Source organism: Streptomyces sp. NPDC001406, from assembly GCF_042895285.1.
In the GTDB taxonomy this organism is placed as follows: domain Bacteria; phylum Actinomycetota; class Actinomycetes; order Streptomycetales; family Streptomycetaceae; genus Streptomyces.
This window is the reverse complement of the sequence record NZ_JBIAWG010000016.1, coordinates 222,198-237,194: the sequence shown is the minus strand read 5'-3', so window position 1 is coordinate 237,194 and position 14,997 is coordinate 222,198. Positions and strand designations below refer to the sequence as shown.

Sequence of the window (14,997 nt, the reverse complement as noted above, 5' to 3'; positions counted from 1 at the left end):
GTGCCACTTCGCCTACGACGACGAGGAGACCTGCATCCACGAGGTGCGCTACCTCCTCTCCCTGCTCCCGCAGAACAACCGCGAGAACCCGCCGCGGGTGGAGTGCTCCGACGAGGCCGACCGGCGCAGCGACGTCCTGCTGGACCTGGTTCCGGCGGACGGCAACCGGCCGTACGACATGGCCAAGGTGATCGAGGAGATCGTCGACGACGGCGAGTACCTGGAGGTCCACGAGCGCTGGGCCCGCAACATCATCTGCGCCCTGGCCCGGCTCGACGGCCAGGTCGTGGGCATCATCGCCAACCAGCCCCAGGTGCTGGCGGGCGTCCTGGACATCGAGGCGAGTGAAAAAGCTGCGCGCTTTGTCCAGATGTGTGACGCTTTCAATATCCCGATCGTCACGTTCCTGGACGTTCCGGGGTTCCTCCCCGGTGTCGACCAGGAGCACGGCGGGATCATTCGGCACGGCGCGAAGCTGCTGTACGCGTACTGCAACGCGACGGTGCCGAGGATCTCGCTGATCCTGCGCAAGGCGTACGGCGGTGCCTACATCGTCATGGACAGCCAGTCCATCGGTGCCGACCTGACGTATGCCTGGCCGACCAACGAGATCGCCGTCATGGGCGCGGAAGGCGCGGCCAACGTCATCTTCCGGCGGCAGATCGCCGCGGCCGAGGACTCCGAGGCGATGCGCCAGAAGATGGTCAAGGAGTACAAGGCCGAGCTCATGCACCCGTACTACGCGGCGGAGCGCGGTCTGGTCGACGACGTCATCGACCCGGCCGAGACCCGCGAGGTGCTCATCAAGTCACTGGCGATGCTGCACACCAAGCACGCCGACCTGCCGTCGCGCAAGCACGGCAACCCCCCGCAGTAACCCGGCGGATCCTCCGCGGTACCCCCGCGGAAACCTCTCTCACGGAGACTGACACTTATGAACACCCCTGACATCCGCGTCGAGAAGGGCCACGCCGAGCCCGAGGAGGTCGCCGCCATCACGGCCGTCCTCCTGGCCCGCGCGGCCGCCCAGCCGGCCGACTCCACCGCCCAGACCCACCGCGGCCGCGCGAAAGCCGGCTGGCGCCGTCTGGAGCGCGAGCCCGGCTTCCGCGCCCCGCACAGCTGGCACGGCTAGCCCGCGCCGCACAGCAGCACTGAGAAGGGCCCCTCCCGGCCGGGAGGGGCCCTTCCGCATGCGCCTGCGCAATGTCTGTGTCGCCGGCCATGCGTAAGGGGCGCCCTTCGAGAAGAGGGCGCCCCTTACGCAGTTGGGCTCTGCTAGCGGAGGCGGGCCATCAGGGCGTGCTCCACGAGAGTGATGAGCGCCGACTTGGCGTCCGCGCGGTGGCGGGCATCCGTCGTGATGATCGGGGTGTCGGGGCCGATCTGCAGGGCCTCGCGGACCTCGTCCGGCTGGTACGGCTGGTTGCCGTCGAAGCCGTTGAGGGCGATGACGAAGGGCAGGCCCGAGTTCTCGAAGTAGTCGACCGCGGGGAAGCAGTCGGCGAGACGCCGGGTGTCCACCAGGACGATCGCGCCGATCGCACCGCGCACGAGGTCGTCCCACATGAACCAGAAGCGGTCCTGACCGGGCGTACCGAACAGGTACAGGATCAGGTCCTGGTCCAGGGTGATACGGCCGAAGTCCATGGCCACCGTGGTGGTGGTCTTGTCCCCGGTGTGGGTGAGGTCGTCGATGCCGGCAGACGCGGACGTCATCACGGCCTCTGTGCGCAGCGGGTTGATCTCCGAGACGGCGCCGACGAACGTGGTCTTGCCCACGCCGAAGCCGCCCGCCACCACGATCTTCGCGGAGGTGGTGGAGCGGGAAGGACCGCCGCTAGAGCTTGCGAAGTCCACTGAGCACCCTTTCGAGCAGTGTCACGTCTGGCTGGCCACCGGCGTTCTCGTCGCCGCCGGGCTGATGGATGGCGACCAGGCCCGCCTCCGCCAAGTCGGCGACGAGGATCCTGGCCACGCCGAGGGGAATGGTCAGCAGGGCCGAGATCTCGGCCACCGACTTGATCTCTCGGCAGAGGTTGCAGATCCGCTGATGCTCGGGCAGCTGGCCCTGCATCTGGTGCGGCTGCGCAGTGGTGTGCACCAGCGCCTCGATGGCGAGCTGGTACCGCGGGCGGGTCCGGCCACCGGTCATGGCGTACGGACGCACCAAGGGGTTGTTCGACGCCCCGGCGGGCGCCGGCTCGGGACGACGATGCGGCTGCACCGGCTGAATGCGCGGTGCCGACGGCTGGTCGTACGGCGAAGGACCGGGGCCCTGCGGCGCGTACGGCTGCCGGTGGCTCGGGGCGGAGGGGAAGTTGTACCGGTTCGCGGAACCGTCGCCCTGGCCCTGGGCAGGGCCGTACGACCAGTTCCCCGTATTCGAACCGCCTGGGGGTGTTGCCACTCTCTCTCCTCCTCCGACCGTGCCGGGCACCCAATCCCTGTGGAGCCGCGTCCCGAAACCTTACGGCCCCGGGACGCGAAAACGCACCGTCTGATTGTTAGTTGAGAAGGCTTCCCTGGAGTTCGGCGCGCAGGTCCGGGGTGAGAACCGTGCCCGCGCGGTCGACCAGGAGTGCCATTTCGTACCCGATGAGGCCGATGTCCGCCTCGGGGTGGGCCAGGACCGCCAGCGACGAACCGTCGGAAATGGACATGAGGAACAGGAATCCCCGCTCCATCTCCACAACCGTCTGATTCACGCTGCCTCCCTCGAAGATCCGGGAGGCGCCTGCCGTCAGCGACGTCAGACCGGAGGCGACGGCCGCGAGCTGATCGGCGCGGTCGCGGGGGAAGCCTTCGGACATAGCCAGAAGGAGTCCGTCGGCGGAGACCACCACCGTGTGGGACACCCCCGGGGTGTTGTCCACGAAGTTGGTGATCAACCAGTTCAGGTTCTGTGCCGCCTGGCTCATCGGGCTCACACTAACGCTCCTGGTTGTAGGTGCTGTCAGGGCCGAAGCCCTGGCCGTTCGTTTCACTGCCTGCGCTGCGTCCGCGCTGGACGCCCCGACGCAGGTTGCTCAGCCTTCCCCGGACGTCCTCCGGGGCGCGGGAGACCTGTGGGCCTCCCTGAGGGGTGGTCTCGGCGGCTCCCTCGACCAGGTTGGCCTTGGGCACGCGCCGCGGCAGTCCGGAGGAGGTGACTCCGCCCGCCTTGGGCTTCCGGAGCTGCGAGGCCTGCTGCCAGCGCTCGTCGTTCGCCGAACGCCAGCCGTCGCCGTTGGTCTCCGGCACGGAGGCCGACGCCTCCTGGCGTGCGCGCCCCGCCCCGTTCGAGCCGTTCGTACCGCTCGCGATGGATCCGCGGCGGGGCAGCCCGGCGTCGGTCAGCTGGTGGGCGGCGGAGTTGGCCGCGCCCGGACGGTCGAAGCCTACGCGGTCACGCTCGTTCACGTCACCGGCCTGCGCAGATTCCGCTTCGGGAGCGTACTGGGCCGGGTACCCGTTCTGGTAGGCGCCCTGCTGCGGCCAGTCGTCCTGGTAGGACTGCTCCTCGTAGGCCGGATAGCCCTCGGGGGCCGCGTTGCGCGCGGCGGCGGGCCCCTCCTGGGCCGCCTCCGGATAGGCGGGCTCCGGGTAGCCGCCGTTGGGCGCGAAGCCGTCGCCGCTGGGCAGACCGCCGTTCGGCGCGAAGTACTGCTCGTCGTACGACGGCTGCTGCGGCTCCGCGTACGCGCTCTGCTGCTCCTCGTACGCAGCCTGCGGGTCGTAGGCCGCCGGCTGCTCCTGGTAGCCCGTACGGCTGCCGTCGTAGCCCTGTCGGGCGTCGAACTCGTCGTACGCGGGGGCCTGCGGGTCCTCCTGGGGGGCCTGGCCCGGCGCGGACTGGGACTCCAGGGCCGCGCGGCGCTCCTCGCGCATCAGCGAGCGGCCCACGGGGTCCAGCTCGCGGATGTCGTCGGGGACGTCGGAGTAGCGGCTGTCGTCGAAGCCGAGCTCGGCCGCCGTACGCATCTGAGGCTGCTGCAGCTGGTTGAAGCTCTCACCCTGGAAGTGCTGCTCCGGGATGATCTGGGAGACCGTGAACTCCTCGCGGTCCAGCGGCTGCTCGCCACCGCCACCGTGCGTGATCGCGTCCGGCAGCATGACCAGGGAGGTCGTGCCGGCCTGTTCGCCCGAGGGGCGCAGCTGGACGCGGATGCCGTGCCGGTCGGACAGCCGGCCGACCACGAAGAGGCCCATGCGCTGGGAGATCGCGGCGTCCACGGTCGGCGGGTTGGCCAGCTTGTGGTTGATGTCCGCGAAGTCCTCGGCCGTCAGGCCGATGCCCTTGTCGTGGATCTCGATCATCACGCGGCCGTCGGGGAGACGGGTCGCGGTGACGCGGACCTTGGTCTGCGGCGAGGAGAACGTGGTGGCGTTCTCCAGCAGCTCGGCGAGCAGGTGCACGAGGTCGGTCACGGCGCGGCCGTGGATCTCGGCCTCCGGGACGCCGGAGAGCTCGATGCGCTCGTACTGCTCCACCTCGGAGGAGGCGGCGCGCAGGACGTCGACCAGCGGGACCGGCTGGTCCCAGCGGCGGCCGGGCTCCTCGCCCGCGAGGACCAGGAGGTTCTCGCCGTTGCGGCGCATACGGGTCGCGAGGTGGTCCAGCCGGAAGAGGTTCTCCAGCTGGTCCGGGTCGGCCTCGTTGTTCTCCAGGTCGGTGATCAGGGTCAGCTGGCCCTCGATCAGCGACTGGTTGCGGCGCGAGAGGTTGGTGAAGATCGCGTTGATGTTGCCCCGCAGCAGGGCCTGCTCGGCGGCGAGCCGGACGGCCTCGCGGTGGACCTGGTCGAAGGCGCGGGCGACTTCGCCGATCTCGTCGGTCGAGGTGATCGGGATCGGCGCGACCCGGGTGTCGACCCGGCCGGGGTCGGTGCGGGAGAGCTGGTCGACCAGCATCGGCAGCCGCTGCTCGGCGATGCCGAAGGCGGCGTTGCGCAGCTGGCGCATCGAGCGGGACATCTGGCGGGCCACCATGCCGGCCAGGATGAACGCGGCGAGCAGGGCGACCACGACCGTGGCACCGGTGATGAACGCGGAGGTCTTGGCGTCGTCGGCGATGCCGGAGGCCTCGTCCACCGCCTTGTCGGCGAGTCCGAACTCGATCTGGCGGTAGGCGTCGTACTTGAGCGTGTTGACCGCCCACCAGTTCTGCGCGGTGATGCCCTTGGTGGCGAGAGCGGCGCGGGTGGTGGTGCTGGTGTCGGGCAGCGTCGCCAGGGCCGCGACCATCTTCTTCACGTCCGGCGGGGGCACGTAGCTCGGGTCCTTGCCCTTGGCCGCCTCGGCCATCGCCGCGCCGTCGGTCTTCATCTTCGTCTCGGCGTCGCTGAGCTTCTGCGCGTCGGACTCGGTGCCACCGCCGACGTACTCCTCGACGGCGATCCGCTCCAGGTAGGCGTACGAGGACAGGGACACCCGCTGGGTCGCCAGGTTCGGCTGGTCCGGGCCGGGCTTGATCAGCAGGTGCATGCCGATCCCGCGCTCCAGCGAGAGGGCGGCCTTGGTCAGCGAGATGGCGTAGACGGTACGGCCGTAGGAGGTGATGTTGCCGGTGCCCAGACCGAGCTCGTTGGCGAACTCCATCAGAGGGTGGGCGATCCCGACGTAGCCCTCTTCGGTGTTCACGCCGGTCATCTTGGGGGTGTAGGCCGCGGCGCGCAGGTCCTGGAGCTTCGGCTCCTCCTCGCGGAACAGCTTCAGGCGGCGCTGCAGGCCCGCCTTCTGCGGCATGTTCTGCGCGGCCTGGTCGAAGGCGTCGGCGGCCTCGTCCGTCTGCTTGCGGGCCGAGACGACGGTGCTGTTGCTCTGGCCCTTGCCCTGCAGCAGCGGTGCCGCCGTGACGTCACGCTCGTTGTAGAGGGCGTCCGCATAGCCGAGGGAGGCGCGCACCAGGCGCGCGGTGTTCTCGGCGTCCTGGGCCTCCTGCCAGGTGTCGATCGAGCTCTTCACCTGGAAGCCGCCCATGACGAGGCCGACCAGCACGGGTATGAGCAGGATCGCGTTCAGCCTGGTCGGCACTCGCCAGTTGCGCGGGGAGAAACGGCCGCCGCTCTTCGCGGGGGCGGCCGCCGGCTCCGAGCCTGGCACAGGGGTGGGCGCCGCAGCGCGCGGCGGCGGGGTGAAGTTGCCCCGTGCCGACGGCTCGGGACCGTTCTTGCTTCGCCTCACTCGACCAACAACCTCTCGGCGGCGGGCACCTACGACGTGCCGCAGTCTCTCAAGCCCGGTGTGTCACAGACCACTACTGAGTACGTCTTTGACTATTGGGCAGTTCAGGCATTCCAGCACGTCGACCAGCGCACTTCCAAACAGTGCAAACCTCGGATTGGGAGGGATGTAAGCCCCAGATAAAACGGTCAAAAAGAGCGAGCCCCGCCAAAAGGCGGGGCTTTTGTGAGCGCAGCGGCACCGATCGACCGCGACGCGTGGCGATACCACCTGATTCCTCTGCCGAAACGTTATGAACACCGGAGCCGACCGTGTCAAAGGCCACAGCCGGCTCCGCAACGTTTACGACAACTGCCGTATGCCACTTTCGACTTGCGCGCTACCTCAACCGTGCCATGAGGGCGTGCTCGACCAGTGTGATCAGCGCGCTCTTGGCGTCGGCCCGGTGCCGGGCGTCGGTCGTGATGATCGGGGTGTCGGGGCCGATCTGCAGCGCCTCGCGCACCTCTTCCGGCTGGTAGGGCTGCTGCCCGTCGAAGCCGTTGAGCGCGACGACGAACGGCAGACCGCTGTTCTCGAAGTAGTCCACGGCCGGGAAGCAGTCGGCCAGACGCCGGGTGTCCACCAGCACGACGGCGCCGATCGCACCGCGCACCAGGTCGTCCCACATGAACCAGAAACGGTCCTGACCGGGCGTACCGAACAGGTAAAGGATCAGGTCCTGGTCGAGCGTGATACGGCCGAAGTCCATGGCGACCGTGGTGGTCGTCTTGTCCCCGGTGTGGGTCAGGTCGTCGATGCCCGCGCTGGCGGACGTCATGACGGCCTCCGTGCGCAGCGGGTTGATCTCCGAGACGGCGCCGACGAACGTGGTCTTGCCCACGCCGAAGCCGCCCGCCACCACGATCTTCGCGGAGGTGGTGGCCCGGCCCGCGTCAGAGCTTGCGAAGTCCACTGAGCACCCTTTCGAGCAGCGTCACATCCGGAGCGCCGCCGTTGTTCTCGTCGCCACCCGGCTGGTGGATGGCGACCAGGCCGGCCTCGGCGAGGTCGGCGACCAGGATCCGGGCCACACCGAGCGGCATGGAGAGGAGCGCCGACACCTCCGCGACCGACTTCACCTCACGGCACAGGTGGCAGATGCGCTGGTGCTCCGGGAGCAGCCCCATGAGCGCTGCCGGGTCGGCCGTGGTGCTTATCAGCGCCTCTATGGCGAGCTGATAGCGCGGCCGCGTCCGGCCGCCGGTCATCGCATACGGACGTACCAGCGGCTGGTCGCCCTCGTCCCCGTACGGCTCCGCGTACGGATCATGAGAGGCGGTGGGCGGGGTCATGAATCCTCCGGGCGGGACAGCAGGTCGGTCAGTCGTGCCGTCTGACAGGGCCGGTGGGGGGATTGTGGCGGCCGGACGGTGATTTCGTGAGGTGGGTGGTACCGGGGCCGGTCAGTGGAGCAGACTGCCCTGGAGTTCGGCGCGGAGGTCCGGCGTGAGGACCGCCCCTGCACGGTCGACGAGCAGTGCCATCTCGTAGCCGACGAGGCCGATGTCGCACTCGGGGTGGGCCAGGACCGCGAGGGACGAGCCGTCCGAGACCGACATGAGGAAGAGGAACCCGCGCTCCATCTCGACGACCGTCTGCGCCACGTTGCCGCCCTCGAAGATCCGGGAGGCCCCGGCCGTCAGCGAGGTGAGCCCGGACGCGACGGCCGCCAGCTGGTCGGCGCGGTCCCGCGGGAAGCCTTCCGACATCGCCAGAAGGAGACCGTCGGCGGACACGACGACGGTGTGGGACACACCAGGGGTGTTGTCCACGAAGTTGGTGATCAACCAGTTGAGGTTCTGTGCCGCCTGGCTCATCTGGCTCAACTAACGCTCCTGCTGGTGAGTGGGGCTCGGGTAGCTGCCGGTCTGGCCGGTGTTGGCCTGCCGACCCTGCGCGATACCCCGACGGAGGTTGGTCAGCCGGCCGCGTACGTCGTCAGGCGCACGCGAGACCTGCGGACCGGCTTGGTGCTGTTGCTGCTGAGCCGTGCCCGGTACGAGGTTCGCCCGGGGCACCCGGCGCGGCAGGCCGGAGGTGGTGACGCCGCCCGCGGCCGGCTGCCGTACGCGTTCTGCCTGCCGGACGAGATCGTCGTTCGGCGAGCTGCGCCAGGCACTCGGAGCGGGACGCTGGGGGGCCGCCGGAGCGGCTGAGGGAGCGGGACCCTGCGACTGCTGCGGGGCCGGCGCCGAGCCGTTGCTCTGCTGCCCTCCCTGCTGGCCGCCGTGGAACCAGTTGGTCTCCAGGGTGTCGTACAGCGGGGTACGACCGTCGCCCGGACCGCTCGCCGGCGGCAGCACCTCGGGCTCCTGACGGGCCGGACGCTGCTGCGGGGCCGGCGGACGCTGCCCGCCGAAGTCGCCCGTCTGCGGCCGCTCGTACTGGCCGGTGGGCTGGGCGAGGTTCTGGCGCCCGGGCAGGGAGTGCTGACCGGTGGAGCTGCCGTCGTAGCCCGGCGCGGGGAACTGGCCGGTGGAACCGGCGTCGTAGGCCTGCGGGGCGGCGAACTGGCCCGTGCCGGCACCGTTCGGCTGCCCGGCCGGAGTGCCGAAGACGTCGGGGCGGACGAACGAGCCCGTGTTCTGCGGGCCGTTCGCGCCGGGGCGGGCGAACTGACCGGTGTTCTGGGCGCTGTTGAAGTCCTGGCGGGGGACCACCGGAATCTCGGCCGTCGAACCCGGGCCCTGCCGGTCGTCGACGCGCGGCATGCGCGCGGTCTGCGTCGGGTCCTGCTCGTCGTGGCCGCGCGGGGCGTCCAGCGAGGCGCGGGAGACCTGCGGCTGCGCGTTGTCGTCGCTCCAGCTCGGGGTGCGCTGCTGCGGGTTGCCGCCGGGCAGCTCGGCCCGCGCACCGCCGCGCGGCGGGAGCTGCCGGCCCTGGTCGGAGGCGTTGTTGCCGTGCTTCGGCGCAGCGGGACCGCGGCCGCCGAACATGTCCTGCTGGGGCGCGCCCGTGCCCGCCGCCTGCAGACCCTGCGGCGCACCCGGCGCCTGCCCGCCGAAGCCGGCACCGGTACCGGCCGGCGAGGGCCGGCCCTGCTGGTTCGCGGCCTGGCCCTGCGGACCACGCGCGCCACCCTGCGCACCGGGACGGCCGCCCTGGCCCGCGCCGGGCAGCGCCGCCCGCGCACCCTGACCGGAGCCGACCTGGCCCCGCGCGCCGGGGCCCGAGCCGAGACGTCCGCCGCCGGACGGCGCACCGCCGCCGAAGGCACCGCCGGCACCGAGGGCGCCACCAGGGGCACCGGCACCGAGGGAACCGCCCTGGTTGCCGCGGCGGGCCGCGGCCGCACCGGCCGCTGCCTGCGCGGCGGCCGGACCGCCACTCGCCGCGGGGGCGCCGGGCTTGCCGGGAGCGGGCTTCTTGCCGCCCTGGGCGACATCGACGGGGAGCATGACCAGCGCGGTCGTACCACCGGAGTCGGACGGGCGGAGCTGGATGCGGATGCCGTGGCGCTGCGACAGACGACCGACCACGAACAGACCCATGCGGCGGGACACCGAGACGTCCACGGTGGGCGGCGAGGCGAGCCGCTCGTTGATCGCCGCGAGGTCCTCGGGGGAGAGGCCGATACCGGTGTCGTGGATCTCGATCAGCACCCGGCCGTCGGGCAGCGCGTGACCGGTGACCTTGACCTTGGTCTGCGGCGAGGAGAAGGAGGTCGCGTTCTCCAGCAGCTCGGCGAGCAGGTGCACGAGGTCGTTGACCACGCGGCCCGCGACCTCGGTGGTCGGCACGGCGGCCAGCTCGATGCGCTCGTACTGCTCCACCTCGGACGCGGCGGCGCGCAGGACGTCGACCAGCGGGACCGGGCGGGTCCAGCGGCGGCCGGGCTCTTCACCCGCGAGAACCAGGAGGTTTTCACCGTTACGGCGCATACGCGTCGCGAGGTGGTCGAGCTTGAACAGCGAGGACAGCTGGTCCGGGTCGGCCTCGCGGGACTCCAGCTCGGAGATGAGCGAGAGCTGGCGCTGGATGAGGCCCTGGGAGCGGCGCGAGAGGTTGGTGAACATCGCGTTGACGTTGCCCCGCAGCAGGGCCTGCTCGGCGGCGAGGCGGACCGCCTCGCGGTGCACGTCGTCGAAGGCCGCGGCCACCTGGCCGATCTCGTCCCGGGAGTGCACACCGACCGATTCCACGGACGTGTCGACGTCCTGCGGGTCGGACTCGGACAGCTGCTTGACCAGCTCGGGCAGCCGGTCCTGGGCGACCTTGGTGGCGGTCTCCTGCAGCCGGCGCAGCGAGCGGATCATGGAGCGGGCCACGACGAAGGCGCCGACCAGCGACACGCCGAGGACGATGAGGATCAGCGCACCGGAGATGATCGCGTCGCGCTCGGTGGCGTTGCGCAGCTCGCGGGCCTTCTGCTCCATGTCCTCGAGCAGTGAGTGCTCGATCTTCTTCATCTGTTCGAGCTTGGTCGAGCTGTCGTCCACCCAGTCGCGGTAGGAGCGCTTGCTCTGGTCGGTGAGGCCGCTGGGGCCGCTCAGCGCGCGCTTGGCGTAGGTGTCCGCGGACTCGATCGTCGGGTTGCCCGAGTCGACCGGCTTGAGGAGCTCGGCGACGTTGCCGCCCGCGTAGATCTTCCGGAAGATCGTGAGCTCGGAGCCCTCGCTGGACAGTGCCGACTGGCCGTAGAGCCGGTCGTTGTCCGAGAGCTTGCCGGGCGTGGTGTTGTTGTCGGGCAGCGCCGCGGCGATGACGGCACGCTGCACGGACGCGTACTCCTTGGCGGCGGAGAACGCCGCCAGGGCGCGGGTGCGCTGGATCATCTCGGGGTTGCTGGAGGCCTCCGCCATGTCCTGCGAGAGGTCGACCAGCTGGGTGATCAGCCGGTGGTACGACTCGACGGTCTGCGTCGAGTTGTCCTTGGACGCGTAGGCACTCCGGCGGATCTTCGCCAGACCCTCCAGCTGGCCGACGAGGCCGACGAGGCTGTCACGGACGCCCTGGAGCTGACCGTTCTTGCTCGCCGCGTCGATCTCCTCGGAGGAGTCGATGAAGTTCTGCTTCGCCCGGTCGGTCTTGTCCTGGTAGCCCTTGACCGTGTAGTCGGTCGCCTTGAGGCCGTGGGCCAGCGGACCGGCGGACTGGTCACGCTCCTCCTGGAGCGCGTTGGCCAGTTCGGTGGCCTGCTTGGTCATGTCCGTCAGCAGCTTCATGTTGTCGAGCTGCTGGATGTCGGTCATGGAGTCGCTGATGCGCAGCGCGCCCAGCGAGGTGGCCGCGACCACGGGGAGCGCGAGCAGCGACACCAGGCGCGTGGAGATGCGCCAGTTGCGCAGTGCTATTCGCGGACCGGGGCCGGTCGGACCCTGGACGGACTTCACTGTCGGCGCGGGGCTCGGCGACACGGCCGCGCCGGGGCGCCCGGAGCGCTCACCGCCGTCGCCGATGGGAACCGGGCCCGGGTTCTGGGCGTGCTGGGGCGAGGAACCGCGGTCGGTCCCGCCGTGCGGCTCCGGCTCCGCCGAAGCGCTGCCATCCCTCTTGAAACGTCCCTGCACTAGCGTCGCAACCTCTGGACCAGGCGCCCCTCCGCGCGAACGGAAGGACACGGTGTCGGCGTTGTGGGGAGCGTCCTGAATACGCCCCCCGGGTGTTCTTGAGCGACCGACGCTGGCTCCCCCTTCTCGCCGCCGCTCGGCGCTGCTCTGCGCCCCTGCGCCGGCTCGATCCCGCGGCGGTCCGTGGAATTCCAGCACAGTGCAGGATCTCCAACAAGGGCCATGGACCGAGCTGTGACCTGAGTGACAGCGAGTGATCGGGAGGTTACGAGACGTAGAAGATGATCTCGTACATAACGGACGAATCCTTGCGAGCAACGGGAGTCGAGGGGGTGTCCCAGTCGCCATGATCAGGAGCGGAATGATGGCTTCAGGGGGCGAATGTCCGTTTCGTTGCCATGGATTGTGAGCCTGAATTGACCGGATTGTGCGCAGAGTCGTGAGCAAACTCACATGCAGATCCAGGGCACTTGGCGACTTCGCCGGGGAATTGGATGTTTAGCCTGGCGCTTTACAAGAGGTCACTCTCTGCCAACCACTCACGACAGGGCCCCGTACAACCGTGAAGACGATGATGTTCCGCAACATAGCCAACCCGCGTCGCACGACCCTGGCGCACCTCGAGGACGCCGGCGAACTGCAGACCCCGGAGCAGCCGGAACACCCCGTCGACCTGCCCGCCCAGACCGCCAACCCCAAGCGCACCGTCCTCATGGAGGTCCCCGTGACCTCCTCCGTCGCGCAGTAGTACGGCAGCCGGCCGCCGGATGCTCAAGGCGGTCGGCGCGGAAGTTCCGGGGCGCCCCCCTTTGCCGCGTTAGCCTGGAGCGTCAGACTCCAGCCGGCTCAGTTAAGGGGCGCAAGGATCCCGTGCGCATCGCCAGGTTCTCCATCGACGGGAACGTCGCCTTCGGCGCGGTCGAGGGCGAGAAGCAGGACGAGCTCGTCCTGGACATCATCAAGGGCATCCCGTTCGCGGACCACGAGCTCTCCGGTACGAAGGTGCCGCTGAGCAAGGTCCGGCTGCTCCCGCCGGTGCTCCCCAACAAGGTCGTGGCCTTCGGCCGCAACTACGCGGAGCACGCCAGGGAGCTGGGCAACGAGGTCCCCGACGCCCCGTTCGCCTTCTTCAAGCCGTCCACCTCGGTGATCGGCCCGGGTGACGAGATCCAGTACCCCTCCTTCTCCGAGGAGCTCCACCACGAGGCGGAGCTGGCCGTGGTCATCGGCCGTATGTGCCGCGAGGTGCCGCGCGACCGCGTCAAGGACGTGATCTTCGGCTACACCTGCGCCAACGACGTGACCGCCCGCGACGTCCAGCGGCGCGAGAAGCAGTGGGCCCGGGCCAAGGGCTTCGACACGTCCTGCCCGCTCGGCCCCTGGGTGGAGACGGACCTGGACCTCGCCGCCGCGAACGACCTGACCGTCCAGCTCACCGTCAACGGCGAACAGCGCCAGCTGGGCCGTACGAGTGAGATGATCCACCCCATCGAGGATCTGATCGTGAACATCTCCGAGGCCATGACGCTGCTGCCCGGCGACGTGATCCTCACCGGCACCCCGGCTGGGGTCGGCCCCCTGCACGTCGGCGACGAGGTCGCCGTCACCATCGAAGGCATCGGCACTCTCACCAACAAGGTTGTCAAGCGTGGCTAGCGCATCCGGCTCCCCCGTACGCGTCCGTTTCTGCCCCTCGCCCACCGGTAACCCCCACGTGGGACTGGTCCGCACCGCCCTGTTCAACTGGGCGTTCGCCCGGCACCACCAGGGCACCCTGGTCTTCCGCATCGAGGACACCGACGCGGCCCGCGACTCCGAGGAGTCGTACAACCAGCTGCTCGACGCGATGCGCTGGCTGGGCTTCGACTGGGACGAGGGCCCCGAGGTCGGCGGCCCGCACGCGCCCTACCGCCAGTCGCAGCGCATGGACCTCTACAAGGACGTCGCACAAAAGCTCCTGGACGGCGGTCACGCCTACCGCTGCTACTGCTCCCAGGAGGAGCTGGACACCCGCCGTGAGGCCGCGCGCGCCGCGGGCAAGCCGTCCGGCTACGACGGCCACTGCCGCGACCTGACCGCCGAGCAGGTCGAGCAGTACAAGGCCCAGGGCCGCACCCCGATCGTCCGCTTCCGGATGCCCGACGACGCGATCACCTTCACGGACCTGGTCCGCGGCGAGCTGACCTTCACCCCGGAGAACGTGCCGGACTACGGCATCGTCCGCGCGAACGGCGCCCCGCTGTACACGCTGGTGAACCCGGTCGACGACGCGCTGATGGAGATCACCCACGTACTGCGCGGCGAGGACCTGCTCTCCTCCACCCCCCGCCAGATCGCCCTGTACAAGGCGCTGATCGAGCTCGGCGTAGCGAAGCAGATCCCGTCCTTCGGGCATCTGCCGTACGTGATGGGCGAGGGCAACAAGAAGCTGTCCAAGCGCGACCCGCAGTCCTCGCTGAACCTCTACCGCGAGCGCGGCTTCCTCCCGGAGGGCCTGCTCAACTACCTCTCGCTGCTCGGCTGGTCGCTCTCGGCCGACCAGGACATCTTCTCGATGGACGAGATGGTCGCGGCCTTCGACGTCTCCGACGTGAACCCGAACCCGGCGCGCTTCGACCTGAAGAAGGCCGAGGCGATCAACGGCGACCACATCCGCCTGCTCGATGTGAAGGACTTCACCGAGCGCTGCCGGCCGTGGCTCCAGGCCCCGTTCGCCCCGTGGGCCCCGGAGGACTTCGACGAGACGAAGTGGCAGGCCATCGCCCCGCACGCGCAGACCCGCCTCAAGGTCCTCGACGAGATCACCGACAACGTCGACTTCCTGTTCCTCGCCGAGCCGGTCTTCGACGAGGCGAGCTGGACGAAGGCCATGAAGGAGGGCTCGGACGCTCTGCTGCGCACGGCCCGCGAGAAGCTGGACGCGGCCGACTGGACCTCCGCCGAGTCCCTGAAGGAGGCCGTCCTGGCCGCCGGTGAGGCGCACGGCCTCAAGCTCGGCAAGGCCCAGGCCCCGGTCCGCGTGGCGGTCACCGGCCGCACGGTCGGTCTGCCGCTCTTCGAGTCCCTGGAGATCCTGGGCAAGGAGAAGACCCTGACCCGCATCGACGCGGCCCTGGCGAAGCTGACGGCGTAGCACGCACGGCGTAGCACGCACACCGAGGGGCGGGGGCCCCCCCCCCCCGGGGCCCCCCCCCGGGGGGGGGGGCGGGGGGGGGGGGGCGGGCGGGGGGGGGGGGGCCCCGCCCCCGGGGCGGGGCTCGGGCGGGGGCGGCACCCCCCA

At 70.1% G+C, this 14,997-nt stretch carries 13 protein-coding genes; 5 read left to right on the top strand and 8 right to left on the bottom strand.

The features are described from left to right. Both ACFY1J_RS34770 and ACFY1J_RS34765 read left to right on the top strand, forming a co-directional pair. The coding region (locus ACFY1J_RS34770) for an acyl-CoA carboxylase subunit beta (protein WP_390713260.1) at positions 1-877 on the top strand (877 nt) is incomplete at its 5' end. A 57-nt stretch (positions 878-934) separates the two neighbouring features. Next, a complete protein-coding gene (locus ACFY1J_RS34765; protein WP_390713261.1) occupies positions 935-1,135 on the top strand; it encodes an acyl-CoA carboxylase subunit epsilon in 201 nt (66 codons plus the stop codon). Between the two features lie 143 nt (positions 1,136-1,278). Here ACFY1J_RS34765 and ACFY1J_RS34760 read toward each other — a convergent pair whose 3' ends face one another. The 8 genes from ACFY1J_RS34760 to ACFY1J_RS34725 all read right to left on the bottom strand — a co-directional run bounded on the left by ACFY1J_RS34760 (position 1,279) and on the right by ACFY1J_RS34725 (position 11,717). Then, on the bottom strand, positions 1,279-1,860 hold the full coding sequence (locus ACFY1J_RS34760) for an ATP/GTP-binding protein (protein ID WP_071369867.1): 582 nt from the start codon (positions 1,858-1,860) through the stop codon (positions 1,279-1,281). Beyond that, positions 1,841-2,410: a DUF742 domain-containing protein gene (locus ACFY1J_RS34755; RefSeq protein WP_390713262.1), complete on the bottom strand. Its 570-nt coding sequence runs from the start codon at positions 2,408-2,410 to the stop codon at positions 1,841-1,843. Before ACFY1J_RS34755 ends, ACFY1J_RS34760 begins: the two co-directional genes overlap by 20 nt. 97 nt (positions 2,411-2,507) lie before the next feature. After that, a complete protein-coding gene (locus ACFY1J_RS34750; RefSeq protein ID WP_030948713.1) occupies positions 2,508-2,921 on the bottom strand; it encodes a roadblock/LC7 domain-containing protein in 414 nt (137 codons plus the stop codon). Positions 2,922-2,931: 10 nt separating this feature from the next. Further along, the gene (locus ACFY1J_RS34745; protein WP_390713263.1) at positions 2,932-6,165 is read right to left on the bottom strand and encodes a nitrate- and nitrite sensing domain-containing protein; all 3,234 of its coding nucleotides are present in this window, start codon (positions 6,163-6,165) and stop codon (positions 2,932-2,934) included. 379 nt (positions 6,166-6,544) lie between these two features. Next, positions 6,545-7,120 (bottom strand): ATP/GTP-binding protein, encoded by a 576-nt coding sequence (locus ACFY1J_RS34740; RefSeq protein WP_067004841.1) that lies wholly within the window; start codon positions 7,118-7,120, stop codon positions 6,545-6,547. Further along, a complete protein-coding gene (locus tag ACFY1J_RS34735; protein WP_263213113.1) occupies positions 7,101-7,499 on the bottom strand; it encodes a DUF742 domain-containing protein in 399 nt (132 codons plus the stop codon). The genes ACFY1J_RS34740 and ACFY1J_RS34735 overlap by 20 nt, the downstream gene beginning before the upstream one ends. A gap of 111 nt (positions 7,500-7,610) precedes the next feature. Further along, a complete protein-coding gene (locus ACFY1J_RS34730) occupies positions 7,611-8,024 on the bottom strand; it encodes a roadblock/LC7 domain-containing protein (RefSeq protein ID WP_003973453.1) in 414 nt (137 codons plus the stop codon). 9 nt (positions 8,025-8,033) lie between these two features. After that, entirely contained in the window at positions 8,034-11,717 is a 3,684-nt protein-coding gene (locus tag ACFY1J_RS34725; protein ID WP_390732588.1) for a nitrate- and nitrite sensing domain-containing protein, read from the bottom strand. A gap of 562 nt (positions 11,718-12,279) precedes the next feature. Between ACFY1J_RS34725 and ACFY1J_RS34720 the strand changes: the two genes are divergently transcribed. From ACFY1J_RS34720 to gltX, 3 genes are all read left to right on the top strand, one after another. Beyond that, entirely contained in the window at positions 12,280-12,465 is a 186-nt protein-coding gene (locus ACFY1J_RS34720) for a hypothetical protein (RefSeq protein ID WP_390713266.1), read from the top strand. A gap of 122 nt (positions 12,466-12,587) precedes the next feature. After that, positions 12,588-13,373 (top strand): fumarylacetoacetate hydrolase family protein, encoded by a 786-nt coding sequence (locus ACFY1J_RS34715; protein ID WP_263213115.1) that lies wholly within the window; start codon positions 12,588-12,590, stop codon positions 13,371-13,373. Next, positions 13,366-14,850 carry a glutamate--tRNA ligase gene (gene gltX, locus ACFY1J_RS34710; RefSeq protein WP_390713265.1) on the top strand — a complete coding sequence of 495 codons (1,485 nt, stop codon included), beginning with the start codon at positions 13,366-13,368 and terminating at the stop codon, positions 14,848-14,850. The genes ACFY1J_RS34715 and gltX overlap by 8 nt, the downstream gene beginning before the upstream one ends. Positions 14,851-14,997 lie beyond the last annotated feature (147 nt).